26 protein-coding genes are annotated in these 25094 nt (G+C 70.3%); 8 read left to right on the forward strand and 18 right to left on the reverse strand.

The window, feature by feature from the left end; all coding sequences use genetic code 11:
- Nucleotides 1–3 precede the first annotated feature (3 nt).
- Nucleotides 4–708 (reverse strand): hypothetical protein, encoded by a 705-nt coding sequence (locus WMF27_RS32680; RefSeq protein WP_437764951.1) that lies wholly within the window; start codon nt 706–708, stop codon nt 4–6.
- A 584-nt stretch (nt 709–1292) separates the two neighbouring features.
- On the opposite strand from WMF27_RS32680, the gene WMF27_RS32685 reads away from it, so the two are divergent.
- From WMF27_RS32685 to WMF27_RS32695, 3 genes are all read left to right on the forward strand, one after another.
- Entirely contained in the window at nt 1293–1889 is a 597-nt protein-coding gene (locus WMF27_RS32685; RefSeq protein WP_437943238.1) for a hypothetical protein, read from the forward strand.
- A 110-nt stretch (nt 1890–1999) separates the two neighbouring features.
- Nucleotides 2000–2683 carry a hypothetical protein gene (locus WMF27_RS32690; RefSeq protein ID WP_437943239.1) on the forward strand — a complete coding sequence of 228 codons (684 nt, stop codon included), beginning with the start codon at nt 2000–2002 and terminating at the stop codon, nt 2681–2683.
- Between the two features lie 497 nt (nt 2684–3180).
- Nucleotides 3181–3711, forward strand: coding sequence for a hypothetical protein (locus WMF27_RS32695; protein WP_437943240.1), 531 nt, complete (start codon nt 3181–3183; stop codon nt 3709–3711).
- 66 nt (nt 3712–3777) lie between these two features.
- Here the strand turns inward: WMF27_RS32695 and WMF27_RS32700 are convergent, their stop codons facing one another.
- The 5 genes from WMF27_RS32700 to WMF27_RS32720 all read right to left on the reverse strand — a co-directional run bounded on the left by WMF27_RS32700 (nt 3778) and on the right by WMF27_RS32720 (nt 8196).
- Nucleotides 3778–4845 (reverse strand): hypothetical protein, encoded by a 1068-nt coding sequence (locus WMF27_RS32700; RefSeq protein ID WP_437943241.1) that lies wholly within the window; start codon nt 4843–4845, stop codon nt 3778–3780.
- A 44-nt stretch (nt 4846–4889) separates the two neighbouring features.
- Nucleotides 4890–6320 carry a M56 family metallopeptidase gene (locus WMF27_RS32705; RefSeq protein WP_437943242.1) on the reverse strand — a complete coding sequence of 477 codons (1431 nt, stop codon included), beginning with the start codon at nt 6318–6320 and terminating at the stop codon, nt 4890–4892.
- Entirely contained in the window at nt 6317–6691 is a 375-nt protein-coding gene (locus tag WMF27_RS32710; RefSeq protein ID WP_437524485.1) for a BlaI/MecI/CopY family transcriptional regulator, read from the reverse strand. Before WMF27_RS32710 ends, WMF27_RS32705 begins: the two co-directional genes overlap by 4 nt.
- 104 nt (nt 6692–6795) lie before the next feature.
- Nucleotides 6796–7191 (reverse strand): GFA family protein, encoded by a 396-nt coding sequence (locus tag WMF27_RS32715; protein WP_012239229.1) that lies wholly within the window; start codon nt 7189–7191, stop codon nt 6796–6798.
- 96 nt (nt 7192–7287) lie between these two features.
- Nucleotides 7288–8196 carry a pirin family protein gene (locus tag WMF27_RS32720; protein WP_437764945.1) on the reverse strand — a complete coding sequence of 303 codons (909 nt, stop codon included), beginning with the start codon at nt 8194–8196 and terminating at the stop codon, nt 7288–7290.
- An 817-nt stretch (nt 8197–9013) separates the two neighbouring features.
- On the opposite strand from WMF27_RS32720, the gene WMF27_RS32725 reads away from it, so the two are divergent.
- The gene (locus WMF27_RS32725; protein ID WP_437764944.1) at nt 9014–10426 is read left to right on the forward strand and encodes a spondin domain-containing protein; all 1413 of its coding nucleotides are present in this window, start codon (nt 9014–9016) and stop codon (nt 10424–10426) included.
- A gap of 307 nt (nt 10427–10733) precedes the next feature.
- Nucleotides 10734–11642 carry an alpha/beta fold hydrolase gene (locus WMF27_RS32730; RefSeq protein WP_437764943.1) on the forward strand — a complete coding sequence of 303 codons (909 nt, stop codon included), beginning with the start codon at nt 10734–10736 and terminating at the stop codon, nt 11640–11642.
- Nucleotides 11643–11815: 173 nt separating this feature from the next.
- Here WMF27_RS32730 and WMF27_RS32735 read toward each other — a convergent pair whose 3' ends face one another.
- Nucleotides 11816–12004 (reverse strand): hypothetical protein, encoded by a 189-nt coding sequence (locus tag WMF27_RS32735; RefSeq protein WP_437764942.1) that lies wholly within the window; start codon nt 12002–12004, stop codon nt 11816–11818.
- A gap of 271 nt (nt 12005–12275) precedes the next feature.
- On the opposite strand from WMF27_RS32735, the gene WMF27_RS32740 reads away from it, so the two are divergent.
- Nucleotides 12276–13283 (forward strand): cytochrome P450, encoded by a 1008-nt coding sequence (locus WMF27_RS32740; protein WP_437764941.1) that lies wholly within the window; start codon nt 12276–12278, stop codon nt 13281–13283.
- Here WMF27_RS32740 and WMF27_RS32745 read toward each other — a convergent pair.
- The 11 genes from WMF27_RS32745 to WMF27_RS32795 all read right to left on the reverse strand — a co-directional run bounded on the left by WMF27_RS32745 (nt 13254) and on the right by WMF27_RS32795 (nt 23030).
- Complete coding sequence (locus WMF27_RS32745) at nt 13254–13541, reverse strand: hypothetical protein (protein WP_437764940.1); 288 nt, start codon at nt 13539–13541, stop codon at nt 13254–13256. The two genes, WMF27_RS32740 and WMF27_RS32745, sit on opposite strands and share 30 nt — an antisense overlap.
- A gap of 77 nt (nt 13542–13618) precedes the next feature.
- Nucleotides 13619–13789 carry a cupin-like domain-containing protein gene (locus tag WMF27_RS32750; RefSeq protein WP_437764939.1) on the reverse strand — a complete coding sequence of 57 codons (171 nt, stop codon included), beginning with the start codon at nt 13787–13789 and terminating at the stop codon, nt 13619–13621.
- Nucleotides 13790–13802: 13 nt separating this feature from the next.
- A complete protein-coding gene (locus WMF27_RS32755) occupies nt 13803–14696 on the reverse strand; it encodes a hypothetical protein (RefSeq protein WP_437764938.1) in 894 nt (297 codons plus the stop codon).
- Between the two features lie 76 nt (nt 14697–14772).
- On the reverse strand, nt 14773–15654 hold the full coding sequence (locus WMF27_RS32760; RefSeq protein ID WP_437764937.1) for a CHAP domain-containing protein: 882 nt from the start codon (nt 15652–15654) through the stop codon (nt 14773–14775).
- Between the two features lie 511 nt (nt 15655–16165).
- A complete protein-coding gene (locus WMF27_RS32765) occupies nt 16166–17152 on the reverse strand; it encodes a patatin-like phospholipase family protein (RefSeq protein ID WP_437943243.1) in 987 nt (328 codons plus the stop codon).
- A gap of 217 nt (nt 17153–17369) precedes the next feature.
- Nucleotides 17370–18380, reverse strand: a complete 1011-nt coding sequence (locus WMF27_RS32770; protein WP_437764935.1) for a cupin-like domain-containing protein — start codon at nt 18378–18380, stop codon at nt 17370–17372.
- Nucleotides 18381–18429: 49 nt separating this feature from the next.
- Entirely contained in the window at nt 18430–18915 is a 486-nt protein-coding gene (locus WMF27_RS32775) for a hypothetical protein (RefSeq protein WP_437764934.1), read from the reverse strand.
- A gap of 169 nt (nt 18916–19084) precedes the next feature.
- On the reverse strand, nt 19085–20335 hold the full coding sequence (locus WMF27_RS32780; protein WP_437764933.1) for a hypothetical protein: 1251 nt from the start codon (nt 20333–20335) through the stop codon (nt 19085–19087).
- A 59-nt stretch (nt 20336–20394) separates the two neighbouring features.
- A complete protein-coding gene (locus tag WMF27_RS32785; RefSeq protein ID WP_437764932.1) occupies nt 20395–21402 on the reverse strand; it encodes an RNA polymerase sigma factor in 1008 nt (335 codons plus the stop codon).
- On the reverse strand, nt 21399–21986 hold the full coding sequence (locus WMF27_RS32790) for a dihydrofolate reductase family protein (protein WP_437764931.1): 588 nt from the start codon (nt 21984–21986) through the stop codon (nt 21399–21401). The genes WMF27_RS32785 and WMF27_RS32790 overlap by 4 nt, the downstream gene beginning before the upstream one ends.
- A 231-nt stretch (nt 21987–22217) precedes the next feature.
- A complete protein-coding gene (locus WMF27_RS32795; RefSeq protein ID WP_437764930.1) occupies nt 22218–23030 on the reverse strand; it encodes a DUF1287 domain-containing protein in 813 nt (270 codons plus the stop codon).
- Between the two features lie 185 nt (nt 23031–23215).
- On the opposite strand from WMF27_RS32795, the gene WMF27_RS32800 reads away from it, so the two are divergent.
- Entirely contained in the window at nt 23216–23950 is a 735-nt protein-coding gene (locus WMF27_RS32800; RefSeq protein ID WP_437764929.1) for an iron-containing redox enzyme family protein, read from the forward strand.
- 147 nt (nt 23951–24097) lie between these two features.
- Nucleotides 24098–25048, forward strand: coding sequence for a hypothetical protein (locus WMF27_RS32805; protein ID WP_437764928.1), 951 nt, complete (start codon nt 24098–24100; stop codon nt 25046–25048).
- The last annotated feature ends 46 nt before the right edge of the window (nt 25049–25094 follow it).

Below are 25094 nucleotides of genomic sequence, written 5' to 3' on the forward strand. Positions count from 1 at the left end.
CGATCAGTGCCAGTCGGGGTACGTCAAATCCTCGGAAACCGCCATCCGGACGGTGAGCGATGTGCTCGACCCGCCGGCGGAGGGACGGATCTTGATCTTCGCGTCATGCCCGTAGCAGGCCTTGTGCTCCGCCTCCGTCGTCGCCGCGGCGTCGCAGGCGTCGAAGGCCGCTTGCAGCTCTGCGTCCACCTCGCCCTCGCGGCTGAACACATCCATGACGTGGAATCCGGGGGAGAGCTGCTCTCCGAAGAATTTCGACCAGAAGCCGTCTTCGGCCATCTCGCTCTCGACGTACACGATCACATGGTCCTCATCGACGCCGAGCGAGGCGCCCTCCCCGGCGGAGGCCTCGTCGAGCGCCGCCTCGATGGTGGCGATGCCGACCCGGGTGTCCACGAGGCCTTCCTCGCTGAAATCGTTGAGCGCGATCTCCTGCGGGGGCTCGTGGATCGACAGCGTGAAGCTCGCGGGGAAGCTCCCGGTCACCGCCGCGCGGGCGGGGAAGCTCTCGACATCGCTGGAGCCGTCTACCGTGTTCCAGACCAGCACGGCGTCGACCGGCCCCGCAGGCGCGACGTCGAGCTCATTGACGATCGTCCCCTCGACCGTCAGCAGCGCCTCGCCCGGATACTCGGAGCCCACCTGGGGGTCGCCGCACGCGGCGAGCAGGAGCGGAAGAGCAAAAGAGAGCATCGAACGAAAGTTCATGACATTTCTCCTTGAAAAAAAGAACGACGAGCCCTGGTGAACGAGCAAACCAGCCATCCGCGAGAGGACGCCGCGCGCAGCGCGCGCCGTCACCGCCGCGGTGCGGTCGCGCCGCCGGCGGAGCTCTCCTGGATGCACGGCGGGACGCCTGCCGTTCGGTGCAGCGCGGCGCCCCGGAAAGGGACCCGCCTTCGCTGGCCCCTTCAACCTGGAGAGACCGCAGACGTCCCGGTTTGGGCACGGGTCGATGTCGACTGTTTATCTTACAGTCTTGATGCAAAATTATCTTCCCACCATCCACCCGAACCAGCTCGGGCCGATGGCGCTCGGGTTGCGCAAAGCTGGCTCAAGCCGCTCGCCGCGCGCCGCGCGCGTCTCCTCCTGCACCCCCGTGAACGCCGGGGCCCGGCGCGCTCGCGGCGCTTGGCGCATCGGTTGCTATTCCACGTCGCCAGCAGGCGCTCGAACGCAGACGGCGAGACCGCGGGGGGGTTCCCGCCCCACGCACGCGTGGCCGGAATCCTTCGGCCGATGCCCGCCCGACGGCGCCCTGCCGACACGACAGAGAAAGGAGCCTTGCTATCATGAACAAGATCGCCGTGCTGTTCGGAGGCTGTGTTGCGCTCGCGTCGATCGCGGCGGCCTCTCCGGCCCAGGCTGGCTGGACCGGCTACGTCTCGGAAGAAGACGCCCCCGCCTACTGTCCCGGCCCCGAGGCCGCCACCGGCTTCGCGTGCTGGGGGGATTACTGCGACGAGGTCGCGCTGCACTGCAACGGATTGCCCTCCTGGAGCTCTCTGGACATCTCCACCAGGTACTGGACGAGCTACTTCTCCGAGGAGGGGGACAGCGATCTCGGCGAGCCGGTGTGCTCGGACGGCCCGAGCGGCGGCAGCTGCGAGGCGTTCGAGCTCGGCGACAACGTGCGCTACTGCTTCGGCGGCCGCGGGAACAAGGGCATCGTGACGGGCATCGATTGCGCGGACAGCTACTGCGACGAGATCTCGCTCGAGTGCACAAAACCTGCGGCTGGTCGCCTCACGGGCTGCTCCTGGTCGGACTGGCTGTCGGAGGAGGAGTGGTACGCACACTTCGGCACGCACCGGTTCATCACGGCGGTGGAGTGCAGCGGCGACTACTGCGACAACAAGCGGTTCTACGTCTGCTCGCTCGTCCAGTAGCGGCCCGGGCGCCGCGGCGCTCGCCGCGGGGTCGGCCCGGCGCCTCGTGCGTTCGCCGGGCGCCGAGTTGTGATACTGCTCGTCTCCCCGGGGGGGAGAAGGAAAGCACCATGTCGGAGTCGAAGCTCGCCGCGCCGCAGATGGTCATCGACAGCCGTATGCTCTATTCGAGCTGGGTCCCGGCGGATCCGGCCGCCGCAGCGGCGCTCTTGCCGGAGGGGATCAGGCCGGCGGAGAACAAGGCCATCTACATGAACCAGTACGTGGTCGACACGCCGGAGCAGACCTCCGGCTTCGGCGCCTATTCGCTCACCTACCTGGGGCTGGATCTCGCGGATCACACGACGCCCGACGGCGCGAGCCCGGCGCGGTTCTTCACGCACTACGTCAACTCCTCCGAGACCGTGCGCCGGTACGTGCGCGAGCGCGGCGTGCCGGCGTCGCCCGGGGCGACGACGCTCGAGCTGCACGGCAGAGAGCTCGTGGCGACCACCTCGGTCGACGGCGTGCCCATCATCCGGACCAGGGCGCTCGTCGGCAACAAGATCGGCGTCGTCGCGCGCGGCCACCTCGCCTACGTGACGAAGGTCGACGGGCGGCTCGTCGCCGGCAACTACCCCTATATCGCGGACATGGCCGACCCGTACGAGCTCCTCGCCGTCGAGTTCCTCGCGAAGGATCACCCGGTGTACGCGCTCCGGCCCGGGAGCCCGATCCAGGTGGTGAAGAGCGCCTCATGGTACTCGCCCCGCAGCTCCTTCGTGTATCCGGGCGGAGAGCGGGACCTCTTCTGACCGGCCCGCCCCCGGCCGCCCTCCGCTCCGGCGCGGCGCTCGCCGCGCGCGGCGCGGCAGCGTGCCGGGAGTTCACCGGGACGCCAAGGCCGCCAGGAGAGCCAGGATTTTCTCTCCCTCGCGTCCTTGCGGCGGATGGCTCGACTTCACGTCGTCCGATCCGCTTCGTCCGCGCGCCAGAGCGCCGTCCCTGTGAGCGCGCTGGCGCCATGGCAGGGCGAGCGGCCCTGTACCCATCCTGCCCGCGCCGGCGAGCGCGCGCGCACACACACCGAAGGACAGGCGGCCAGCGTGGATTGGGTGGGATCTCGCCAGAGCGCGCGGCCGCGAAGGAGGGAAGCCTGGAAGACCCATGAGCGCGTGGCCCTCGATCATCGCGCCGCGGGCGGCGGCGGAGACCCGCGCGGCCCCGTCGTGCACAACGAGGCGCCGGGTACGTCGGTTGCTCCGAGCCCGTCCGCGGCCGGAGCCGGCCGCTCGTACAAGGGAGAGAACGAATGAATCGACTGATTCGACTCGGAGCACTCTCGGCCTTCCTGTCGCTCGTCCTCTGGGGCGGCAAGGATGTGGCGGCCGCTCCGATCCCCGCCGCGCTGAGCAGCAAGCAGCTCAAGGACCTGACGGCCGTGGACGAAGACACCACGTGCCAGTCGCTCACGCCGAGCCTCGTGCTCACCAGGCAGGATACCTGCGAGTTCGTCGGACTCCTGTGGTCCACGGTCGGGCAGGAGTGCACCGTCGTGAGGGACAAGTGCCTGGCCGAGAGCCAGCAGCCGCCGGCGCGCGCGGACGACACCGCCACGGCGAGCTGTCTGCCGCCGGCCGAGGCGCGCGTCGGCTGCACCGCGACGGTGGCCGAGTACGAGGCGTGCATGCTGGCGAACGCCGAGAAGGTCCGAGCGCTCAGCTGCGATTCCGCGGCGAGCGCGCTCGAGGCCCCCATCGCGGCGTGTGACCTCATCGCGCAGAAATGCCCCGATCTCGGCAACACCGACGACGGCCAGGGCCAGGGCGAAGACCAGCCCTGACGCCGCCGCAAGGCGCGCCCTGCACGACCCCCGCCCGCCTCGGGCCGGCCGCGAGGCGCGCCGCGGCTACAGCGCTGCGCGCCCGATCTGCTGGATGGTCGCCTCCACCCGCAGCCGCTCTCGCTGCTCCGGCGACGACTGGATGAGCTCGTTCAGCTTGCTGTGGATGACATAGAGCTTTCCGTCCCGGAGCACGCCGGTCGTCGGATAGACGTCGCCGAGCCGCTGGACCGCGCGCAACCTCGCGGTGCTCCAGCCGTCCTCGCTCGACAGCGAGAACGCGGCGTTCGACGCGACGCCAGCGGCCTGGTTCGCGACGACCACGAGGTCTTTTTTTCCCACCAGGGTCAGCCCGTCTCCGCCCACGAACCGCTCGGCGACATCGACCCTGGTGAACCGCGCGGGGTTCGCGAGCGGCACCTTGAACAAGGTGCCATCGCTCTTCTTGACGACCAGCAGATAGCCATCGGGGTGGACGACCACCCCGTTGAGGTTGATCCCCTCGCCGGCAAATTGCTCGTCCCGCAGGAAGACGGCCGCGTTCCCCTGCGGATCGACCTTGTAGATGGTCGGCGAGAAGCTGTCGGTCACGTAGGCGTTGCCGGCCGAGTCCAGGGCGATGCCGTTCACGAGGTGAGCGCCGGGGGACAGCGGCGCGAGGTCCACGTAGTGGATGGCCTTGCCCGTGGAGAGATCGTAGACGCCCACGGCGGCCACGTTCTTCGGCCCCGCGGCAGATGGCTTGACGCTCGCGCCGAGATCGGAGCTCACCGCCCAGAGCCGCCCCCGCTCGACGTCCACGGCGATGCCGAGCACCGAGCAGAGGCGTGGGTCGTCGACGACACGGGAGACGCCGCCATCGCCGTCCACCGCGTAGATCGCGCCCTCCCTGAACGAGCTCACAAGGAATTTGCCTCGGCTGCTGTCGTATTCGATCGTCTCCGGATACAGCGCAGGCCTGTGGACGGTGATGGGCTGTCCCGTGCGCTCCAGGGTGACGACCTCCGCGCGCGCGCAGCCGGCGGCCGTCAGCCCGATCGTCGCGACCGCGCACAGCGCCCGGGCGGTCAACCCCGCACGCGCCGCGCGCGCAGCCGTGCGCCGCGCGCTCGGCGCCCTCTTCATGATCGACATGTCAGCTCCTGTTCTGGACAGGCCCGTGCGGTGTGCGGAGCGCGCTACCGAGGCGCGCTGCCGGACGCCCGCGGGCGCCTCTCCCACGTCGTCCATTCGTCGACGAAACGCTCTTCGATCCAGGCCTTCGCGGCGCGCGCGTGCCTCAGCTCCTGGCGCAGCTCGAGGACCCGCACGGCAGCCTGGGTGTCCGCGCGCTGCGCGTCGGGGAGGAGCAGCGCCTCCTCGAGCCGCGCCTCGATCTCGTGCTCACGGCGCGCGAGCTCGACCATCTGCTCGCTCGCCGCGGCCGCGTCGGGCGGCGATGCCGTTGCGCCGAGGGCAGCGCCGCGATCCCGCGCGAGCGCGCCGCCCGCGCTTGACGCGAGCAGCGGCGGCCGCGCGCGCGCCACCTGGACGCTCAGGCCCGCAGCCGCCACGCCGGCCGCGGCGAGGCTGGCGATGGCCCGCCGCCGGCCCCGAGGGCTCGGCGTGGATCGCGCCCGGCTCCCCGCATCGAGGAGGCGCCTGACGCGCGGGAGGAGCGCGCCCGCCGAGCGCGCCATGGCCGGGACCAGCGCGCGCCGCGGGGCGAGCGACGCGCCCGACGCGACCTGGACCAGCGCGCGCGCCAGGCCGAGGGGATCCCCCGTGAGCTCGACGGCGCGATCGTCGCAGGCGAGCTCCGCTGTCTGGCGGAAGCGCGACGACGCCCAGTGAACGAGCGGATGCGCCCACAGGATCGACTGCACGAGGCCAGCGGCCGGAAACCACAGCCCGTCGCGGCGCTCGATGTGCGCCAGCTCGTGCGCGAGCACGGCGTCGACCTCGGCGTCGGTGAGGGCGGCGAGCCTCGCCAGCGGGACGCAGATCTCGGAGGCTCCGATGACGAGCGGGCTGCCGACACCGGCGCTCTCCGTCAGCGCGACCGGGCCCATTCCGATCCGGGCGCGCAGCCGCTCCAGCCGCTGGAGCAGCCGCGCGTCCCGCACCTCCCTGCGCCCGCGGAGCCCGCGCCACAGCAGCAGCGCCGACGAGGCGAACCGCAGCAGCCCCAGCGCGGCCGCTCCGACCGTGCACGCGGCGAGCAGGTTCCACCCCGGGCTTCCCCCCGCGCGCCACGCCGGTGATCCGGCGCCGGCGCTCTCCCCGGTCGAGCCGCCGGCCCCCGGCGCGGCATCGAGGACCGCCGGCGCGGGGGCGTCCTCGAGCGACAGGACGGTGATCTCTCCAGGAGATGCCGTGTCGCCGGGCGCGCGCTCGAAGCCCCATGACATCACCGCCGCGAGCAGCAGTGTCGCGAGCGGACCGAACAGCGCCATCTTCCAGAGCAGGTGCCGCGTGGAGGACGAGAGGGAACTCCGCCGAGCCAGGAGCGCCGCCGCCCCGGTCCACACCGCGGCATGGACCGAACAGGTGAGCAGCAGCGCCAGCCAGAGGGCCGCCATGCCGGACCAGGCGCCCGGCCCCGCGAGCAGGTGGAGCGCCAGGATCACGCGCCTTTCTCCTTGATCAGCCGCTGCATCTCCTCGAGCTCTTCAGGGCTGAGCTGCTCCGACTCCAGGAGCTGCGCGGTGAGGGCCGAGGCCCTGCCGCCGAAGAACGAGCGCAGCACGCGGTGGAGCACGCCCCTGGCCGCCTCCTTCTGGTCGACCGACGCGCGGTACACGAACTGCCTGCCAGACCGCTTGCGCTCCACCCACCCCTGCTGGCTGAGCCGCTGCAGCAAGGTCGCCACCGTCGTGGGAGCGAGCTCCCGCCCGTCCTCCGCCATCGCCGAGACGACGTCCCCAACGGTGCCCTCCCCGACGGCCCAGAGGGCCTTCATCACCGCGAGCTGCAGATCGGTCAGCGCTTCGGTTCCCACGACGACAAGTGTCGTTCACGGGAGGCCGCCCGTCAACTACAAATGTAGTCGCGTGGATTCCGGGGCGGCGGCCGGCGGGATCCCGGGCCCGGTCGGGCCGCGCGTTACGCCGGCAGCTCCTCGAACTGGGGGAAGGCGTCCGTGATCTGATGCCAGGGCGCCTTCGAGCCGACGTAGATGTGGTGATCGGGCCCCTTCGCCGGCGCGCCGTCGAGCGTGCCGAGCTGCACGTGCGCGAACCGCTGCTCGCGGACGACGTCGTACACGGGCGAGAAGCATTGTTTACAGACGCAGCGGTACCCGTCCTCGGACTCGCCGACCCGGAGCAGGTGCTCCCGCCCCGCGGTGACGCGGAGCCTGTCGATCTCGATCCCGCCGATGGCGGCGCAGGCGGCGCCGGTGCGCCTCCGGCACCTCGAGCAATGGCAGTAGAAGGCGTAGCCGAACGCGTCGTCGACCTCGAAGCGCACGGCACCGCAGTAACAAGCTCCGTTCAACATGGCCCGTCTATCTCCCTTGAACGCGGCGCCTGAGCGCGCCGCTCCGGCTCCCTCGAACGCGGCGCCTGAGCGCGCCGCTCCGGCGCTCGCGCCCCCTCACCCGTCGGGGAACGGGATGAACTCGATGTCGTCCCCCGGCACCTTGGGAAAGAGCCCTGCCTTCCAGTCCTGCTTCGCGCGCTCGATGCGCTCCGGCGAGCTCGAGACGAAGTTCCACAGGATGTGGCGGTCGCCGTCGAGCGCGGCGCCGCCGAGGAGCATCACGCGGCTCTGCGAGAGCGCGCGGAGCGCCGGCTGCGCTCCAGCGCGGAACACGAGCATCGTCCCCTCGCCGAAGCGCTGGCCCTCGCAGCCGACCGACCCGTCGATCACGTAGGCCGCGCGCGCCGCGTGCTCCTCGGGCAGCGGGAGCGTGGCGCCCGGGTCGAGCTCCGCGTGGACGTAGAGCGTCGGCGACAGGACGCCGACCGGCGAGCGCGCGCCGTAGGCCTCCCCCGCGATCACGCGCAGCGTGGCGCCTTCCCGGGTGACGACGGGGATCGTCGCCGCCGGGTGGTGCTCGAAGCGGGGAGCGTCCTCCTCGCGCTCCGTCGGCAGCGCGAGCCAGCACTGGACGCCGTGGAGGAGCGTCTCGTGCGCCAGGTCGCCGCGCTCGGAGTGGACGATGCCGCGCCCGGCGACCATCCAGTTGACGTCGCCCGGCCGGATCGGCTGCGCCGTGCCGAGGCTGTCGCGGTGGAGGATCTCCCCCTCGAACAGGTACGTCAGCGTCGCGAGCCCGATGTGCGGGTGCGGGCGCACCGAGATGCCCTGTCCCACGGCGAAGTGCGCAGGGCCCATGTGGTCGAAGAAGACGAACGGACCGACGAGCCGGCGACGGACCGACGGCAGCACGCGCCGCACGGAGAAGCCGCCCAGATCGCGGGCGCGCGCGTCGATGACGAGCTCGATCGCGTTCGCGGGCGAGTCCACGCAGGCGGGTTCATGGTCGGCGTAACGGCTCATCGGGGGCTCCTTCGCAGCGCTGGGCGGGGGTGCGCGGGGCGCCGCCTCGGTCCAGGGATCGCTACCCTACCCTAGCCCAGGAGGAGCTCCGGAGGTGTAGCGGCTCGTCGCCCAGGTTTTTGCGTGGCTGCGTGTGAGGTGGTGCCAAGCCGCCAGGGGCCTGCCGTGAGCGCGGAACCGGGGAAGTTCTTGGGCGACGGCGCTGGCGTGGAGAAACGAACGGCGGAGACTTTGACAATTCTCAAGAGCTACACGGGACACGGGCGGCTGAACCCTCTTCCGGTGTGGCCCGACGCGAGCCCAACCGGCCGCCTTGTGATCTCCGGTATGGACGAAAGGCACGCCCCCGGCCCACGAGGCCCTGCCGCCCGCGTTGCTGCTGCTGCCCGCGCCGGTGCCGCCGCCTGTGCCGGCGCCCGAGCGCCACGCTCGCGGCGATCGGGTGAAAGCTGCGGGCGTGCTGACCCCTCTACGCGAGCCGCGGTCGCCAGCGCTGCGGGCGTGTCGAGCGGGGCGCCGCCGGGCCGATCACAGAGGAGTCCGAAGTCAGGCGCCCACGCGCTCGAGGCGACCGACGGCCGCGCTGAACAATTCTTCCCGAGCGCGATCGTGCAGGCGCGTGCGAGGGTCGCGAAACCGATCTGCACCCGCCGCGTAGCACCCTCGAACCACGCGCCACTGGCCATCGCGGGCCGACGCGGGCGCCCGCGGCCGCTCCGGTCTCCAGCGCGTTGGAGGAACGATCGCTGCACGCCGCTCTCCGCGGCGGGGGCGATCCAGTTCGCGTCATCTCATTCACTGCTTCTGGAGGATCGTCATGAAGATTCGGCGTCGCACGCTGTCGGCCATGTCCCTTGTCCTCACCCTCGCCGCTGCTTGCAGCGATGACGGAGGCGGCGATACCACAGGCGCGGGCGGCATGGGCGGGGGAGGCGCCGGCGGATCTGCTGCCGAGGATGCGGCCACGAGCTTCGAGGTGACCATCGAGAACGTGACACCCGCGCGGGATTACCGGGTGGCCGGCGTGTTCAACACGCCCGTGGGCGAGAGCATGCCCGGACCGCTCTTCCCAGAGAAGAGCTTCGAGTTCCGCGTCGGCGCCCTGCCAGGCGACAGCCTGTCGTTCACGACGATGTTCGGGCAGTCGAATGATCTGTTCTATGCGCCCGATGGCGCCGGGATCGCGCTCTACGACGAGGCGGGCAACCCGGTGAGCGGGGACGTGACCGGCCAGGTCCTGCTGTGGGACGCAGGCAGCGAGGCCAACGAGGAGCCGGGCGCGGGGCCGAACCAGGCGCCCCGGCAGAGCGGCCCGAACACGGGCGCCAAGGACCCGGACAGCACGGTGCGGCTGGTCCAGGATGGCTATACCTACCCGGCGGTCGAGGAGGTCATCCAGGTGGTCGTGACGCCGGAGCCGGGCAATGAGTTCACGGTCCGGATCACCAACATGTCGGAGGTGGGGACGCTGATGCCCGAGGGCGGGGAGCCGGCCGCCGTGCCGCTGTCGCCGGGGCTCTTCGTGGTGCACACGATGGAAAACCCGCTGTTCACGGTCGGGCAGGCGTACCCCGGTAACGGGCTGGAGGCGCAAGCCGAGGACGGGAACCCGATGATGCTGCACGAGGGGGTCATGCCCCGCGCGGGGCTGACCTCGCCGGCGGCGCCGGGCGTCGCGGTGGTGCACGGGGCCGCAGCGCCGCTGTTCAGGTCGGGCGAGGCGGACCGGAGCAAGGGACTCGAGATGCTGGCCGAGGACGGGAACCCGACCACGCTCGCGGAGTCGCTGGAGGCCGAGGTCGGGGGCGAGAGCGGGCTCTCGTCGGTGCTGGTCTACGACACGCCCGTGGGCGCCTCGATGCCGGGGCCGCTGCTGCCCGGCGCGAAGTTCAGCTTCAGGGTGACCGCGCGGCCCGGCGAGCGGCTGAGCTTCGCGTCGATGCTGGGGCAATCGAACGATCTGTTCTTCGCCCCGAGCGAGGAGGGGATCGCGCTGTTCGACGCGAGCGGCGAGCCGGTGAGCGGCGATGTCTCCGACCAGGTCTCGATCTGGGACGCGGGCACCGAGGCCAACCAGTGGCCCGGCGTGGGCCCCGACCAGGCGCCGCGCCAGGCCGGGCCGCAGATGGGCGCCGACGATCCCACGGACCGGGTGCGCTCCGTCGATGACGGTTATCTGTATCCTGCGGCCAGCCGGATGCTGAAGGTGACCATCAGCCCGGCGCGGTAGCGGAGACCACGAGCGGCAGCGCTGGCTGCTGAATCACGGCCCCGGGGACGCCCGGGGCCGTTCACGCGTGACCTCCGAGCCTGTCGCTCACGCAAAAGCCCAGCTCTCCTACCTCGGTAGACCGCTCGCGCTCGAGCGTGGCCGACCTCAGCAGAGCCTGCGGGCGCCGGCTAGTTTCTATGAGCCGGCAGCGAGCCGATGCGAGCGGCGGGCTCGACTACCGGTCCGAGCTTGCTCGCCCCTCGGGTGCCACCGACAACCCGAGCAGCTGGTCGCGAGGTCGCGCATGCTACCGTCCATTCCAATCATGGAAGGCTCGATCCTCCGGCACATCGTTGCAAGCGATGGGACGCGCATCGCGTGGCACACGCACGAGCGCCCAGGCGACGAGGTGCAGCTGCGGGATCGAGCGCCTGTCGTCCTCACGAACGGCCTCAGCACGACGGAGAACTTCTGGAAGCACCTCGTCAGCGCGCTCGCAACGACGACCCACCTGGTCCACTGGAGCTACCGGGGCCACGGGCAGAGCGAGACGGCGCGCTCGGGCGACTACGCCATTTCGACCCACGCAGACGACCTTCTCCGGGTGACGGAGGCGGTCCGTGCTCGTAGTACGTTCTCCGGCGCGCCGGTGCACATCGCCTTTTCCATGGGCGTCACGGTGCTGCTCGAGCTCTACCGCCGCCGCCCTGATCTCGTGCGCGCGATGGTGCTCATCGCCGGCGGCGCCGATCACCCCTACGCGTCGAGCGCCGCCTTCCGGATCCCCGGCGCGCGCGCGGCCCTCCGTATGGCGCTACGGACGGCGGCCCCCATCGTCCCTCGTATTGCGCCGGTCGTGCGCCGCGTCACGGCGTCCAAGGCCCTCTTCCCCCTGGGCCAGGCCGCGGGCGTCTTCGGGCCCGAGGCGCCTCGGGAGGAGCTGGAGCATTTCCTCCGCGCCGTCGGGACCATGGACCTTCGCGCTTACTGGGAGTCTCTGCGGTCGTTGATGGAGGCACGCGCGTCGGACGTCCTCCCCCAGGTGCGGGTGCCGGTCCTGGTGATCGCGCCCGAGCGCGACGTGATGGCCCTGCGGGCCGATCTCGACGCGCTGCGCCGCCTCATTCCGGGTGCCGAGTGGATGATCGTGCTCCGCACAGGCCACGCGATGCTCCTCGAGGCAGGAAGCGTGGTATCGGCCCGCATACAGGAGTTCTTGCTCGGCCTACAGTAGCCAAGAGCCCATGGGCCAAGCTCCCGCCACCTGCACAGCGGCGTCGCCTGTAGCCGCTCCCTCCTCGCGCGGTGTCGCAGCTGAGCTCGAGCATCGTCCTGCCACGTCGGCGCGCGTGGCAGCGGCAAGAATCGCCACGCGGTCGAGTGACTGTCCTTCCCGCTGGCTTGCTCTCAGATCGTGGCTGACGATGCCCAGGAAGTCGTCGCGGTGCGAGAGGGCGTCATCGGAACGGGCGCGCTCGGTCCACAGGTGGCTGCCTCGATGGATTTCACCGTCGCCTGCTCCACGCCGAGCAGCGCGGCCGCCCTGGCCACCGCGGCCTTCTCCGCCTCCGCGTAGGTGCCGTCGGCGCGCGCCACCTCGATGGCGTCGCGCGGCGTTTGACGCGCGGGCAGGGCGCTTCACGGCGGCGCGGCGATACCCTAGCCTGGCCGAGAATCTCCGCCGCGCCACGAGCGCCACAAGGAAAGAAGGACCATAGCCGTCACCTCTGGCTTCGACCTCACGAGCGAACGCTTCTTCGCCGATCCCTTCCCGACGCTCGATCGGCTCCGCACCGAGGCGCCGGTCTACTTCTTCGAGCCGCTGCAGTGCTTCCTCATCACCGCTCCTGCCGATATCGAGGGGCTCGTGAAGGACCCGAGCTTCACCGCGCGGCGGGCGACGGCGATCCTCGGCAGCCTCGGCATGCTCGGCGAGGACGAGCTCTCGAGAAAGACGTTCGACTCCTTGTCGCGGCTCGCCTTCTTTCAGGACCCGCCGCGCCACACGAAGCTTCGACAGCTCATCATGAAAGGGTTCTCTCCGTCGGCCGTCGAGTGGATGCGCCCGCGGGTCGTGGGGCTCGTGCAGCGCGCCGCCGAGAAGGCGCGGCGCGACGGCGAGATGGATGTCGTCTCGGCGTTCTCCGAGGCGGTCGCGCTCAACACGCTCGCCGAGATGTTCGTGATACCGGAGGCCGATCGGCCGCAGTTCATGAGATGGTCGACGGACCTCCTGAAGCTCGCCGGCGGCGGGGTCAGCTCGGACGAGCAGAAGCGGGCGGTGAAGCAGAGCTGCTGCGACATGATCGACTACATGATGCGGCTCGTCGAGGAGCGCCGGAAGGCGCCGGGCGAAGACGTCGCGAGCCGGTTCATCGAGGCAGAAGGCGGAGACACCGAGCTTGCGGGCGAGGCGGCCATGCAATGCTTCCAGATGGTCGCCGCGGGATTCGTCACCTCCGTGAACCAGATCGCGAACACCGTGCTCGCGCTCCTCAACCACCCCGCCGAGCTCGCGAAGCTCCGGGAGGCGCCGGGCCTCGTCCGCGGCGCGGTCGAGGAAAGGCTCGTCGCAGAGGACGAGCCGACTCGCGGCTTTTGCCAGGATCCGCAGGTGCGCGTGTCCGGCTCGCGCTTGTCCGGGTGTCTCGGCCGCAAGAGCACATTTCGCGTTGGGCGGCACGTGTACCCATCGGGCGGCGCCGAGGGCTTCCTCGAGCCAACCCCCTTTGCCTTCACCGTGCAGTCTACTGCGCGGCAGGCACGGCGCCACGGCGACGCTCGCCGAGCCCGAGCGTCCGCATTTCGCAGAATTTCCAGCGCCGGGGCGCGTCGCGTCGCCCCCCTATCGAGCACGCCACCCTCTGTGTCGTGACGCCCGACGCACAGGGGTTCCCGCGCGGTCGAGGTGCAGGAGGGTCGAGGTATCCAGGACGAACGAGGTAAGGGCCTTTACATAGCTCTCCAGGCTGTCGATCCGGGCGGCCAGCGGGCGCCAGCCGTCCTTTGCGGCGTCGATCTGCTCCTTCGTCCCCAGGCTGAAGCCGAGCGTGCCGGGGGTGATGCCGACCGCCTTGCCGAGCAGGCCCAGGATCGGCCGGTGCGTGGCGTCGAAGCGTCCCACGCCCGCCATAGGCATCAACCAAGCTTCGCGCCGCGTTCCCCTACATCCGAACGTTCACGTTCGGTGACCGATGGTCGAGCGTTTCGCTAACCGATGTTGCTCGGCCGGTACCAGTCGAAGTTGTTGTGGAACGGAAAGCTGTTGATCCCCAGGCTGATGCCGGCGTCGAGCGCGCGAACGTGGTGCCACCAGCCCACCGGGATGAAGAGCGCCTCGCCCGGATCGAGCACGACATCCTTATTCCTACGGCTTGTCACCTCTGCGCGGGGGTCAGATGGCCCAGTAGTGGGCCTGGACCTCGGCGGACTCGAGGATGCCGTTGACCGAGCCGCCAGCGACGACAATGCGCCACTGGACGCGGTTGCCGTCGTCGCAAACGGCGCCAGCGCGCGTCTGCGTGATGAAGGTGGCGCCAGCGGTCACCACGTGCTCCTGGATCGGGCCGTACTTCTGCACCGTACCGGCGCCCGTGCCGCTGATCTCGACGAAGCGTGACTGGATGGTGGTGCCCTTGACGAGGCCCGATATCTCGGCGGCCGCGGTCGCCATGTAATGCGCAGGCCCCTGGATGAAGGACGCGCCGTCGGCAGGGTGCATGTCGCCGTGATCGGAGTACTCCGTGGTGAAGGAGACGACCTCCCAGGAGTCAAGGCGCAGGGATCCCTTCGCCTTTCTGGCAAGGCTCACGCGCCGCGGGGCAGGGTCGCCGCGGTTGATCAGCTCCGCGACAAGCTTGGCCGCCGCCAGCTCGTGCTTCGCATAGTAGGTAGGATAGCCGCTGCGCTGCACGGCCTGGGCCACTTCCCAGAGCTGGGTCTTCGTCAGATAAAGGGGGCCGAAATTCCGTGGGCAGATGGTCTTCATCGCGGAGAAGAATTTGCCCGCCGCGTAATGCGGATCGAGGATCTGCTCGGTTGTGCCCCATCCCTGGGAAGGACGCTGCTGGAACAGGCCGAGGCTGTCCCGGTCGCCGCCCCGGAGATTGCGCAGGCGCGATTCCTGGCAGGCGGTGGCGACGCCGATGACCGCGCCCCGGTGGCCCACGCCCGCCTCGATCGCTGCGTCGAGGATGATCTGAGCATATCTCTCGTTGTCGGTGTCGAAGCTCCAGCGCACCTGGTCATGGGTGAGCTTGTACGGCAAGAGTTCGTTGACGGTGACCATGCGGATTTCCTTGTCAGAGCAGGGCGATGCCCCGTAGGCGTATACGCCTACGGGGCACCGCAGGGGGTCGGAGAGCTCAGATGGCCCAGTAGTGGGCCTGGACCTCGGCGGACTCGAGGATGCCGTTGACCGAACCGTCGGCGACGACGATGCGCCACTGGACGCGGTTACCGTCGTCGCAGACGGCGCCGGCGCGGGTCTGCGTGATGAAGGTGGCGCCAGCGGTCACCACGTGCTCCTGGATCGGGCCGTACTTCTCCACCGTACCGGCGCCCGTGCCGGTGACCTCGACGAAGCGGGACTGGAGGGTGGTGCCCTTGACGAGGCCCGATATCTCGGCGGCCGCGGTCGCCATGTAATGCGCAGGCCCCTGGATGAAGGACGCGCCGTCGGCAGGGTGCATGTCGCCGTGATCGGAGTATTCCGTGGTAAAGGAGATGACCTCCCAGGAGTCGATTTTCAACGTCATTTTCCCCTTGCGAGCAAGGCTCACGCGCTTCGGCATATCAATATCCTCCTTCTTGTATTCAGGATGCCCGTATCCGTGGATCGAGATCGAGCGGCGGCTGATGCGGCGTCGGTAGACGCCGTCGCCGTTGGCCGATCCATCATTGTTGGTGTTTCCGCCGATGGTGGTGATCGTAGAGCCGTCCACCGCCTCGACTATCTCGGTGTGGGTGCCGCCTCGCGCGCCGTAGAAGACGATCGAGCCGACTGTCGGGTTCGAGCTGAACTGGCCGCGGACCTTGAACCAGTCAGCGCCGATCTCGCATGACGCGTACCTCGGAATGACATCGTCATTCTTCGTCTTCGCCGCGCAATACGAGATGAACATCGCACACCATGGCTGGTGATTGAGACCGTACCACTCTCCAAACATTGTATCGTTATTGGAATTCTCCTTGTACCCGAGGTAAGATCGACACTTGTCGAGCATGGCTCTGGCGGTGTTTGCCATACGAATATCCTCTTCGGCGCGCCGTGCCGCCGCTGATGAATCTCACGACCAGATCGGGCCTCCCGAGCGCAATGGGGTGCCCTTGTTACAACCCTCAGATCGACGAACATCGAATCTGTTCTATCGCGTTCTGCGAAGCGCTCCAGGGTGGACGGGCTCATGCGTCCTCACGGCGTCAGATCTCGCGCGATTTGAGCCCGTGCATCTTGCCAATGTGCCTGAGCACGGCATGTGCCACCTCGGAGCGCTCATGGCGTACCCTCGAATCGGCCGATTATGAGGTCGCGATTCGGGCCGAGTGAGTAGGCACCGAACCATTGCGCAAACCATGGTGCGCGATGATGTGCGAACACTTGCGCACATGCGAATCGGCCTGGGCGTTTCGCCTGTACGACGAACGCCAGTGTCGCGCTGCTCAAGGACGGAATTGCGGTGCGAACGGCCGCGATCCGTTACTTTCGTCGGGATTTCGGGGGACCAGGGCGACGAGGTGCTGGCCCCGCGCGGGGTCTCAGCGGTTGGCCGCCGCCCAGCTGGCCAGCGGGTGCGCCTCGAACCAGCGCCGTGTGGCGTCGGCGCCGTTCTCGATCAGCGTGTCCATCTGGGCGGGGGTGATCTCGAAATCGGTGGTGGGGATGTTCGCGTTCTCGATGAAGACGGTCCTCTGGATGGCCGCGCTGTCGAGGTGCAGGAGGGTCGAGGTGTCGAGGATGAATGAGGTAAGGGCCTTTACATAGCCCTCCAGGCCGTCGATGCGAGCTGGCAGAGGGCGCCAGCCGTCCTTTGCGGAGTCGATCTGCTCCTTCGTCCCCAGGCTGAAGCCGAGCGTGCCGGGGTTGATGCCGACCGCCTTGCCGAGCAGGCCCAGGATCGGCCGGCGGTGCGTGCCGTCGAAGAGGTCGATGGGGTAATTCCACGACACGCCGCCGTCCACGTAGAGGTCGCCTCGGAAGGGGTATGCCTCGAAGAAGAGAGGAATGCTCATCGACATGCGCACGGCCTGGTAGACGGGGACGTCCGCGTGCGCCTCGGCGGAGAAGACCTCGGCCACCTGCTTGGTGAGGTTGGTCGTCACGACGTAGAGCGCGCGCGCCCTGCCGGCGTGCTGTGCGGCAAGGACCTGGAGGTCGCCGAAGGTGACATCGGGCTGGGCGCGCCCCGTGAGGAGCCCGGTGAGCTCAGCGATCTGGGCGCGGAGCCAGGTCTCGAACGCCTTGCCCGGGTGGACGCCATAGCCGTTGAAGAGCCGGACCGAACCGCCGACGACCCAGCCGCCGCCGTCCATGAACGAGGTGAAGTCGGTCGAGCGCAGGATGCGCCCCACCTGCTCGGCGCCGGCGCCCACGGCGAGCAGCGCCGCGGTGATCGCGCCGGCCGAGGTGCCCGCCACGCTGGTCACGGCGGCCAGCGCGTCGCGCTTCTCGAGCTCGGCGATGGCCCCCACGTACGCCATCCCCTTCACGCCACCGCCCTGAAACACGAGGTTCCTGATGGTCAAGTCGCAGCCTCCCGCGAGCCATCGTATGCCGAACGAGGCGCGCTCGTGCAGGTCCATGGGCCCGATGCGGGGAGAGCGCGCGGCAGCCGAGGCGCCTCCTGGAGGGACGGGTAGGACGTCGAATACCCCTTCGCCACCCCGCCGGCGCCCACCTCGCCGCATGCGGATCGAGGTCCATCGGGAGCGCCTGAAACGCGGTGCTCCGCTCCGTTCTTCGCTAACCGATGTTGCTCGGCCGGTACCAGTCGAAGTCGTTGTGGAACGGAAAGCTGTTGATCCCCAGGCTGATGCTGGCGTCGAGCGCGCGGACGTGGTGCCACCAGCCCACCGGGATGAAGAGGGCCTCGCCCGGCTCGAGCACGACGTCCTTCACGAGCACCGGAGCCATCGGGTCCTTCTCCGGGTCCCGATCGGCGTACATCGCGCGTGCGCCGTCGAACAGCGACGTCTCGAACGGCGCGATCATGCGGTAACGCTTCCTGCCGTACACCTGTCCGAACAGGATGTTGGACGTGTCGTAGTGCAGCGGCGTGACGGTCCCGGCAGGGCCGAGCCAGAGCGCCGAGGCGCCCAGCAGCCGCTGCGCGGCGCAGTACCCGTCCGGGAGCACCACGTCGTCCAGCAGCGCGCCGAGTTTCGTCCGCTCGAGGACGCGGTTGTTGGCGACCATGTAAAAGTCGTTCGTCTCCTCGCTCGCGGCGCCGGCGATGCGCGCGACGAAGTCGCGCAGCGGCGTGCTCTCCGTGTGCCGCGCCGCGTGCATGTCGTAGTCGGGATCGCTCTGGCGTCCTGTCGTGACGTCGACCACGACATCGCCGAAGCGCTCGGAGAGGTACGCCGGGGTCCACCGGCCGAAGGCGGGCCAGCGGGTCACGACGTCGGTCAGGACGACCGGGATGTTGCCGGCGACATAGACGTCGCGGAGCTCCTCGCCGGACACGCCGGAGCGCCGCGGGATCCCCGTCGGATCGCAGGCGACCGACGCCATTCTCTGCTGGAGCCGCGCCAGCATCTCGTGCCGCCGCGCCGACCTGGCGAAGGGCCGAGCGGCGACGAAGATGGGCGAACGGACGATGGCCGAGAGCAGCTCTCCGACCTGCGCGCTGCCGACGCCGGCCGCCTGGAGCTGCTCCGAGATCACGCCCTCGGGCACGCCGCGCAGCAGGTTCTCCGTGGCCCAGCGCCACCACTCGGGCGCAACTTCCAGCTCGCATTCCTGTTCGCCCATCTTCGACCTCACGATGTTGGGGAGCGCAACGGTGCGACGATCGAGCGCCTCACTTGCACGGGGGAGGCGGCGGCGGCATCGGCGGGATGATCTCCCCCTCTTCCCCATCCGGCGGCGGCGGCATCGGCGGGAGGATCTCCTCGTCCGGAAGCGGCGGCGGCATCGGCGGGATGATCTCCTCGTCCGGAGGCGGCGGCGGCATCGGCGGGATGATCTCCCCCTCTTCCCCGCCCGGCGGCGGCATCGGCGGCACAATCTCGCCGCCCTCGCAGTCCGGAGGAGGCGGCATCGGCGGGATGATCTCCTCGTCCGGAGGCGGCGGCGGCATCGGCGGGATGATCTCCCCCTCTTCCCCATCCGGCGGCGGCGGCATCGGCGGGATGATCTCGCCTTGATCGCCCGGGTCGTGTCCCTCGTCGACGCCCGGAGGACCACAGGCGACCACGAAGACGGCAGCAGCCGCTGCGGCCGCTCGAGACACCCGCTGCACCAGGGCCGCCGTTCGAGGCGGCGGCGTGGGCAGCGGCGATAACAAGGCTGCATCGTCCGAAAGAAAGTTACGTGACATGAACACCTCCGCTGCCGGCAGCGTGCAGGACATGTGCCATCTCACTACCGCCGGATATCCCTGAAGATCTCGCCTTCTACAGCGCCGACCGACGCGCCCGTAGCGCGTGGCCCAGAATGGCTCAGCGGCGCGCGGCTCACCGCAGGGCCCGCGCGAGCGCCGCGTCGTCGACCTCGTCCTCCGCGGCGCTCTCGAGCGCAGCGCGCAGCGCATCGTCGGCCGTGGTCCCGGCGGCGATGCGAATGTGCTCCTGCGCCTCGGGGTAGCCAGCGACGCGCAGGAGCAAGGCAGCGCCCACCCGGCGTTCCAGCGGGGCGCTGGCGTCGTCGAGCGCGTGGAGCGCGTCCTCGGGGGTCAGGCCAGCGGCGCGGTAGCCGTCGCCGGCGAGCAGCTTGCGGAGGTCCTCGCGCCAGAGCGCGAGATCGCGGCCGCGCCGCTCCAGCGCGTCGGCGCCGTGCAGCGCTGCGCCGCCGGCAGCGCCCTCGCGCGCATCACGGAGGCGCTGCGCCAGCGTCTCTGTCAGGGCTTCTCCCGTCCGGAGCACGACCGGACCGCTGCTGCCCCGGCGAAAGAGGAGGAGGCAATCGCCGCGCCTCTCGACCGAGTCGAGCTCGGCGTAAGGGAGCCAGACGGTCGAGAAGGGCCGCTCGACGCGCACGCCGTCGGTGCCCACCACGACCGGAGTGCGGCGCACGGCGCGGCGGAGGAGCCATGTCGACAGCGCGGTGAGGGCAAACCACGCCACGACCGGTCCGGAGCTGCCGGTGAGCGGCTCGGCGAGCGCCATGATCACGACGAGCCAGAGGATCATGAAGGCCGGCAGACCGAAGCAGCCGGCCAAGAGCTCGCGGTGGACGCTGCCGAGCGAGACCGCGACGCGCCGCTCCGTGGGGCCGATCCCGAGGGCCGCGAGCAGGCGCGCGCCCTCTTCCTCCCGCGCGATGTGCACCTCGAGCACCCGCCCGCCGCGCAGGCGGAGCTCGACGCGGACGCGCAGGTCCGACAGGACAAGGCCGGAGCGGATCTCGGCGCGCGGGATCGAGCGCTCCGCGGCGCCGGAGCCGAGACGCAGCCCAGCCGCGTCGGCGGCCACGCGCACCGGCCCCTTCCAGCCGATGGCGGTGGTGGTGAACAGGGCGCTCACGAACGAGAGGCCCAGGCCGACGATCACACCGGGCACGGCGAGGGTCAGGGCGTGGAACGCGAACCCGCGGAGGCTCGGCTCGCCCAGCACGTGCGCGAGGACCAGGGCGATGACGCTGATCAGAAAAGGCCCTCCCCCGCTCGCGAGCAGCGCGAGGCCTCCGAAGACGCGGCCAAGGCCCTCGTAGCGCCGCCCGACGCGGCGGCTCGTGAGCTCGAAGGCAGGTCGGGAGGTCGCCCGCATCGCCGGGGCCATTCTGCGCCCGTTGTCGGGGCGATCTCCAGCACGTTACAGCGAGGCCGCTACCCGTGGATCCAGTAGCGGTAGCCGTTCGTGCGGAAAGGCACGTCGAGCTCGCGGCAGATCTCGGCGATCACATCGGGGGTGAAGAAGTAGTTGCGGATGCGGGCGATGTGCTCGCCGTCGGTCTCGACGGTCCAGACGGTGCGCACCGCGGGTCCGGCATCGTGATCGAACCAGAAGAGCAGCAAGAGCTCACCGCGATGCTCGCGCACCTCGCAGCGCGGCGGGCCGCCGAGGTAGCCGACCAGGTGACGGGCGTCGACCCCGCCGGCGTCGGTGGTCGTGATCGGCGAGAGGCTGCCGACGAACGACCCGGTGCGCGGATCGGCCGGGGGCTCGCGCCCGTACTCGGTCACCACGCCGACGATCTCGGTGATCGAGCTGTCGAGGAGCAGCGAGGTCAGGGTCGGCAGGTCGCGGGCGTTGAAGGCGGCGCAGAAGGCGTCGAGCACGCCCGGCGCGGGCGCCCGGGGCTCGTCGGCCTCGGGCGCCACGAGCTTGCCGCGGCCGCGGTGCAGCGCCGCCTTCACGGCGCCGACCGAGGTCGAGAGCGACGCGGCGACCTCGTCGAGCGAGAAATCGAACACGTCCTTGAGCACGACCGCCGCGCGCTCCTGGGGCGACAGGTGCGCGACCAGGGTGCCGGCGGCCTCGCGCGACGCCCGCTCGTCGGGCGCGTGCCCTGGCGCCACGGGCGCTGCCGCGGGCTCGCCGAGCGCGTCGCGCTCGAGCCGCTGCCGCCGGGCGCGGTCGATCCAGAGGTTCGACGCCACCCGGAACAGCCAGGCGCGCGGGTTGGGCAGCTCGTGGAACAGGGTGCCGAGCGTGACGAAGCCGCGGGCCATGGTGTCCTGCACCAGGTCCTCGGCGTCCCACGGGCTCCGGGTCAGGTAGCGGCAATAGCGGTACAGCTCGGGCCGGAGCGGCTCGAACACGTCGAGGAACCGCTGCCATGACGCCTTCACGTCGTTGCTCAGCTCGCCGAGGTCGCGCGGCTCGTCGCTCATGACCAGACCGGCTCGTAGCACAGGACCGAGAGCCCGCCGCCCAGGTTCTGGGTCCGGATCTGCCGCAGCGAGAGGCGATGGTCGCGGCGCGCGAACAGCGGCGTGCCGCCGCCGAGCACCACCGGGTGCACGATCAGGCGGAATTCGTCGACGAGGCGGTGCTCGATCAGCGTCGACACGAGCGCGGCGCCGGCCCAGGCGACGATCGGCTTGCCGGGCTGCCGCTTGAGCGCGGCGATCTCCTCGGGGTCACGGGCCACGCGGGTGTTGGCCCACGCGGCGTGCGTCAGGGTCCGGGACAGCACCACCTTGGGCAGGGCGTTCATCTTGCGCGCGAACGCGAGGTCCTGGGGCGAGCGCGGGTGGGCCTCGGCGTCAGGCCAGTACTGGAGCATGAGCTCGTAGGAGGTGCGCCCGTACACGGCCAGGCCGACGGAGTCGATCATCTCGTCGCAGTACCGCTCGAACTGCGGGTTGCCGTCCTGGAACCAGTCGAGCTCGCGGCCCGGGCCCTCGATGTAGCCGTCGAGGGACGTGATCATGGAGACGTAGAGGCGTCGTTCGGTCGGGGGTGTCGTCGTCATGGCCCACCGACGAACGGCGCGGCCGGGAGGATACGGGGGGCGAAAAAATTGTTGGGAGGAGAGGAAGAAAGGAGAGATTCACAGGGAGACGGGGAGGCGGGGAGGTGAGAGATGGGGGTCAGTCGTTCGACCCCGCAGGCTCGGCGCCGGCGGCTTCGGACGGCATCGATGCGGGGCGGCGAGCAGGCTCAAGGGAGGATCCCCACCTCTCGCCTCTCCACCTTGCTCTGTCTATCTCTCTCTCCTCCCCGTCTCCCCGTCTCCCTGTGCATTCTCTCTTGCTCCGTTGCCTGTCCCTGAGCGGCTCAGACGGAGCCTGAAGTGGCCGAGCACGGTCCAGGCATCGAGGGCATCCTCCTCGGTCGGCGTCGGGCCGATGTTGTGCAGGACGAGCGGGATGCCGCGCGGCCCCTTGCGATCGCTGACGATGCCCACATGATCCGGCCTGCACGAAGGGCACGGCTTGAGCGCCCAGACCACGATATCGCCGGGCTTCCAGGTGCCCACCGCGGCCTCGTCGAACGTCCTGGGGAGCGAGGTGGCGTGGGCGCGCAGGTAGGTAAGCATCGGCCCGACGCGGCGGTGGTCGATGTTGCGATCGGGGCGCTCGACCGTCGTGTAGACCGCCCGGCGCGCGAGGATGTCTTCGTGGATCTTCTCCTGGAGATCGACGCCCGCAGCGCGGACGGCGCGGACGACGACATCGGTGCAGACGCCGCGATCGGGGGCCGGATCGCCGTTGGGGTAGCCGATCGCGACCCACGCCGGATCGTAGGTGACGCCGCGGGCTACCTCCAGGCGCGCGCGGGCGACGATCGGATCGACGGACGCGGGCGCGATGGCGGGCTCGGCAGGAGGCGCCACAGCAGGCTCAGGCTCAGGCGCGGGCGCGGGGAGCGGCGCGGGCGCGGGGAGCGGCGCGGGCGCGGGGAGCGGCGCGGGCCCAGCGGCCGACGCGTGACGGCTCTCGCGCGGAGCGGGCCCTTGCGAGCCACAGGCCAGGAGGGTGACCGCGGCGACGAATTCCCAGGAACGTGAGCTCATGGCGCGTCATCGGCCGGAGCGGGCGATCTGTGACAAGGACGGCGCACGAGCCCCCCAGGCTCTCGATCCCCTCCCCGCCCTGCCCTGGCGGCGCGCCGCCCTCCGCGCGACCTGCGACGACGGCGCTGGGCAGACGCCGTCGGTGCTGTACAACCAAGGCTCACCCCTTGCCGAGGAGCTGCCGCATGACGCGTCGTCTTCAGGAACGCCTGCTCGCGATCATGGACCGCAAGAACCACTGGGCCTGGGCGCACCTCACAGGCCCCGGCCTCACGCGAGACCAGCTCGCGGTTCACTTCAGGCACGAATACCGGGTCTACGTGCGCGACTTCCCGGTGCTGCTCGCGCGCGTGCTCGGCCAGTCGCCGCCGGCCGCGGTGCGCAGCGCCCTCGCCGAGAACCTCTTCGAAGAGCAGACGGGCAAGCTCTCGCTGGGCGTGTCGCACCCGGCGCTCTTCCTGGAAATGATCGACGGCCTGGGCATCCCGCGCGCGGCCATCGAGGACGAGTCGCTCCCGCTCGAGCCCGAGGCCCACGCCTACCGGGCGCTGCTCGACCGCGCGAGCGCGGCGCCGCCGTGGGTCGTGGGCGCGGCGGTGCTGACGATCTTCGTGGAGGGCAGCGTGCACGAGCGCGCGGAGCTGCTCGGGCAGCGCGAGGCGCCGCCGATCGAGGAGGCGCTGCGCGCGCACCCGATGGTGCGGCACTACGGGTGTCCGCCCGAGCGCATGCGCCTGGCGAGGGCGCACCGGGCGGTCGAAGGAGGGCACCGGCGGGACGCGTGGGAGATGGTGCTGGGCCACGCGCCGGACGAGGGCCCGACGGCGGACGCTGTCGCGTCGGCGGTGGCCGCAGCGCACGCGGCCTGGCTGGCGTACCGGGATGGAGTCGCGCGCGCGATGGGGCTCCGGCAGGCCTGAGCTGGCCCCGGCGCACTCCTCCGGTTCTGCCTGACACGCGCGGGGTTCACTGATAGAATCGCGCGCATCGCTTGGGCCGTTCTGCGCCCGTTCTTGAGGAGATCTCCCGGTATGTCCTTCTCGGCTCGTTCCTTTGCCTTCTTTGCCATGTTCACACTTGGGTCCGTGGCCGCGTGCGGCGGCGAATCCAGCTCCGGGGCCGGCGGCGCCGGCGGGTCGGGCGACGACGCCGCGGGCCCGGGCCCCGGGAGCACGTCCTCCGGCCCCGGCGCGACCAGCGGCGGCGCCACCAGCGGCGGCGGCGCCACCAGCGGCAGCGGCAGCGCGACGACGGGCAGCGGCACGGGCGGCGCCGCCAGCAGCGGCGCCACGAGCAGCGGCTCAGGCGACGTCACCACGAGCGCCACGAGCACCGGAGCCGGCGACACAACGACCAGCACGGCGGCGACCGGCGGCACGGATCCCGGCGGGTGCAGCATCTTCTGCTCCGACTTCGAGGGCGGCTCGCTGCCTTCCGAGATCCAGTTCTTCCCGGACTACCTGCGCGAGAGGATGGGCGAGTTCGTGACGCTGGACAGCACAGGTCACAGCGGCTCGCGCTCCGTCAAGGTCACGGGCACGGACTTCAGCCAGATGCTCGGCGTGGCCGTGCCGAGCAACTTCTGGGGCAGGATCTACCTCAAGAGCGCCACCGACATCCAGATGGGCCACAACACGTATGTCGCGGCCGTGGAAGGCAACGGGGATCCCAACAACGGGGAGCAGATCCGCATCGGCGAGCACCAGTGTCAGCTCGAGTTGAATCGCAAGAGCGACGACAAAGAGATGCTCTCGAACGGCGGCATGTACATGTGCAGCGGCGGCGTGAAGCTCGTCGCGAACACCTGGTACTGCCTCGAGTTCCACTACGACGGGCCGGGCCGCTCGGTGAGCGTGTTCGTGGACGGCACCGAGGTCAACGCGATGCACGTCACGGACTGGGGCCCGTACGACTACAAGCTCTTCAAGTTCGGGTTCGAGAAGTACCACGGCGGGGCCAAGACGATGTGGTACGACGACCTCGCGCTCCACTCCGAGCGCGTCGGCTGCGGCAAGTAAGGCCGCGCCGCGCGGCGCTGGAGGGAGCCCGAGGGGCCGCGGGGGC

The sequence above is a fragment of the Sorangium sp. So ce281 genome (assembly GCF_051527395.1).
Taxonomy (GTDB): Bacteria; Myxococcota_A; Polyangia; order Polyangiales; family Polyangiaceae; genus Sorangium; species Sorangium cellulosum_B.

What these genes read in the sequence shown, in the direction of transcription:
- WMF27_RS32680 (WP_437764951.1), bottom strand. Translation starts at nt 708, where the DNA reads ATGAACTTTCGTTCGATGCTCTCTTTTGCTCTTCCGCTCCTGCTCGCC.
- WMF27_RS32685 (WP_437943238.1), top strand. Translation starts at nt 1,293, where the DNA reads ATGAACAAGATCGCCGTGCTGTTCGGAGGCTGTGTTGCGCTCGCGTCG.
- WMF27_RS32690 (WP_437943239.1), top strand. Translation starts at nt 2,000, where the DNA reads ATGTCGGAGTCGAAGCTCGCCGCGCCGCAGATGGTCATCGACAGCCGT.
- WMF27_RS32695 (WP_437943240.1), top strand. Translation starts at nt 3,181, where the DNA reads ATGAATCGACTGATTCGACTCGGAGCACTCTCGGCCTTCCTGTCGCTC.
- WMF27_RS32700 (WP_437943241.1), bottom strand. Translation starts at nt 4,845, where the DNA reads ATGTCGATCATGAAGAGGGCGCCGAGCGCGCGGCGCACGGCTGCGCGC.
- WMF27_RS32715 (WP_012239229.1), bottom strand. Translation starts at nt 7,191, where the DNA reads ATGTTGAACGGAGCTTGTTACTGCGGTGCCGTGCGCTTCGAGGTCGAC.
- WMF27_RS32720 (WP_437764945.1), bottom strand. Translation starts at nt 8,196, where the DNA reads ATGAGCCGTTACGCCGACCATGAACCCGCCTGCGTGGACTCGCCCGCG.
- WMF27_RS32725 (WP_437764944.1), top strand. Translation starts at nt 9,014, where the DNA reads ATGAAGATTCGGCGTCGCACGCTGTCGGCCATGTCCCTTGTCCTCACC.
- WMF27_RS32730 (WP_437764943.1), top strand. Translation starts at nt 10,734, where the DNA reads ATGGAAGGCTCGATCCTCCGGCACATCGTTGCAAGCGATGGGACGCGC.
- WMF27_RS32745 (WP_437764940.1), bottom strand. Translation starts at nt 13,541, where the DNA reads ATGGCGGGCGTGGGACGCTTCGACGCCACGCACCGGCCGATCCTGGGC.
- WMF27_RS32755 (WP_437764938.1), bottom strand. Translation starts at nt 14,696, where the DNA reads ATGGTCACCGTCAACGAACTCTTGCCGTACAAGCTCACCCATGACCAG.
- WMF27_RS32760 (WP_437764937.1), bottom strand. Translation starts at nt 15,654, where the DNA reads ATGGCAAACACCGCCAGAGCCATGCTCGACAAGTGTCGATCTTACCTC.
- WMF27_RS32770 (WP_437764935.1), bottom strand. Translation starts at nt 18,380, where the DNA reads ATGGGCGAACAGGAATGCGAGCTGGAAGTTGCGCCCGAGTGGTGGCGC.
- WMF27_RS32780 (WP_437764933.1), bottom strand. Translation starts at nt 20,335, where the DNA reads ATGCGGGCGACCTCCCGACCTGCCTTCGAGCTCACGAGCCGCCGCGTC.
- WMF27_RS32785 (WP_437764932.1), bottom strand. Translation starts at nt 21,402, where the DNA reads ATGAGCGACGAGCCGCGCGACCTCGGCGAGCTGAGCAACGACGTGAAG.
- WMF27_RS32790 (WP_437764931.1), bottom strand. Translation starts at nt 21,986, where the DNA reads ATGACGACGACACCCCCGACCGAACGACGCCTCTACGTCTCCATGATC.
- WMF27_RS32795 (WP_437764930.1), bottom strand. Translation starts at nt 23,030, where the DNA reads ATGAGCTCACGTTCCTGGGAATTCGTCGCCGCGGTCACCCTCCTGGCC.
- WMF27_RS32800 (WP_437764929.1), top strand. Translation starts at nt 23,216, where the DNA reads ATGACGCGTCGTCTTCAGGAACGCCTGCTCGCGATCATGGACCGCAAG.
- WMF27_RS32805 (WP_437764928.1), top strand. Translation starts at nt 24,098, where the DNA reads ATGTTCACACTTGGGTCCGTGGCCGCGTGCGGCGGCGAATCCAGCTCC.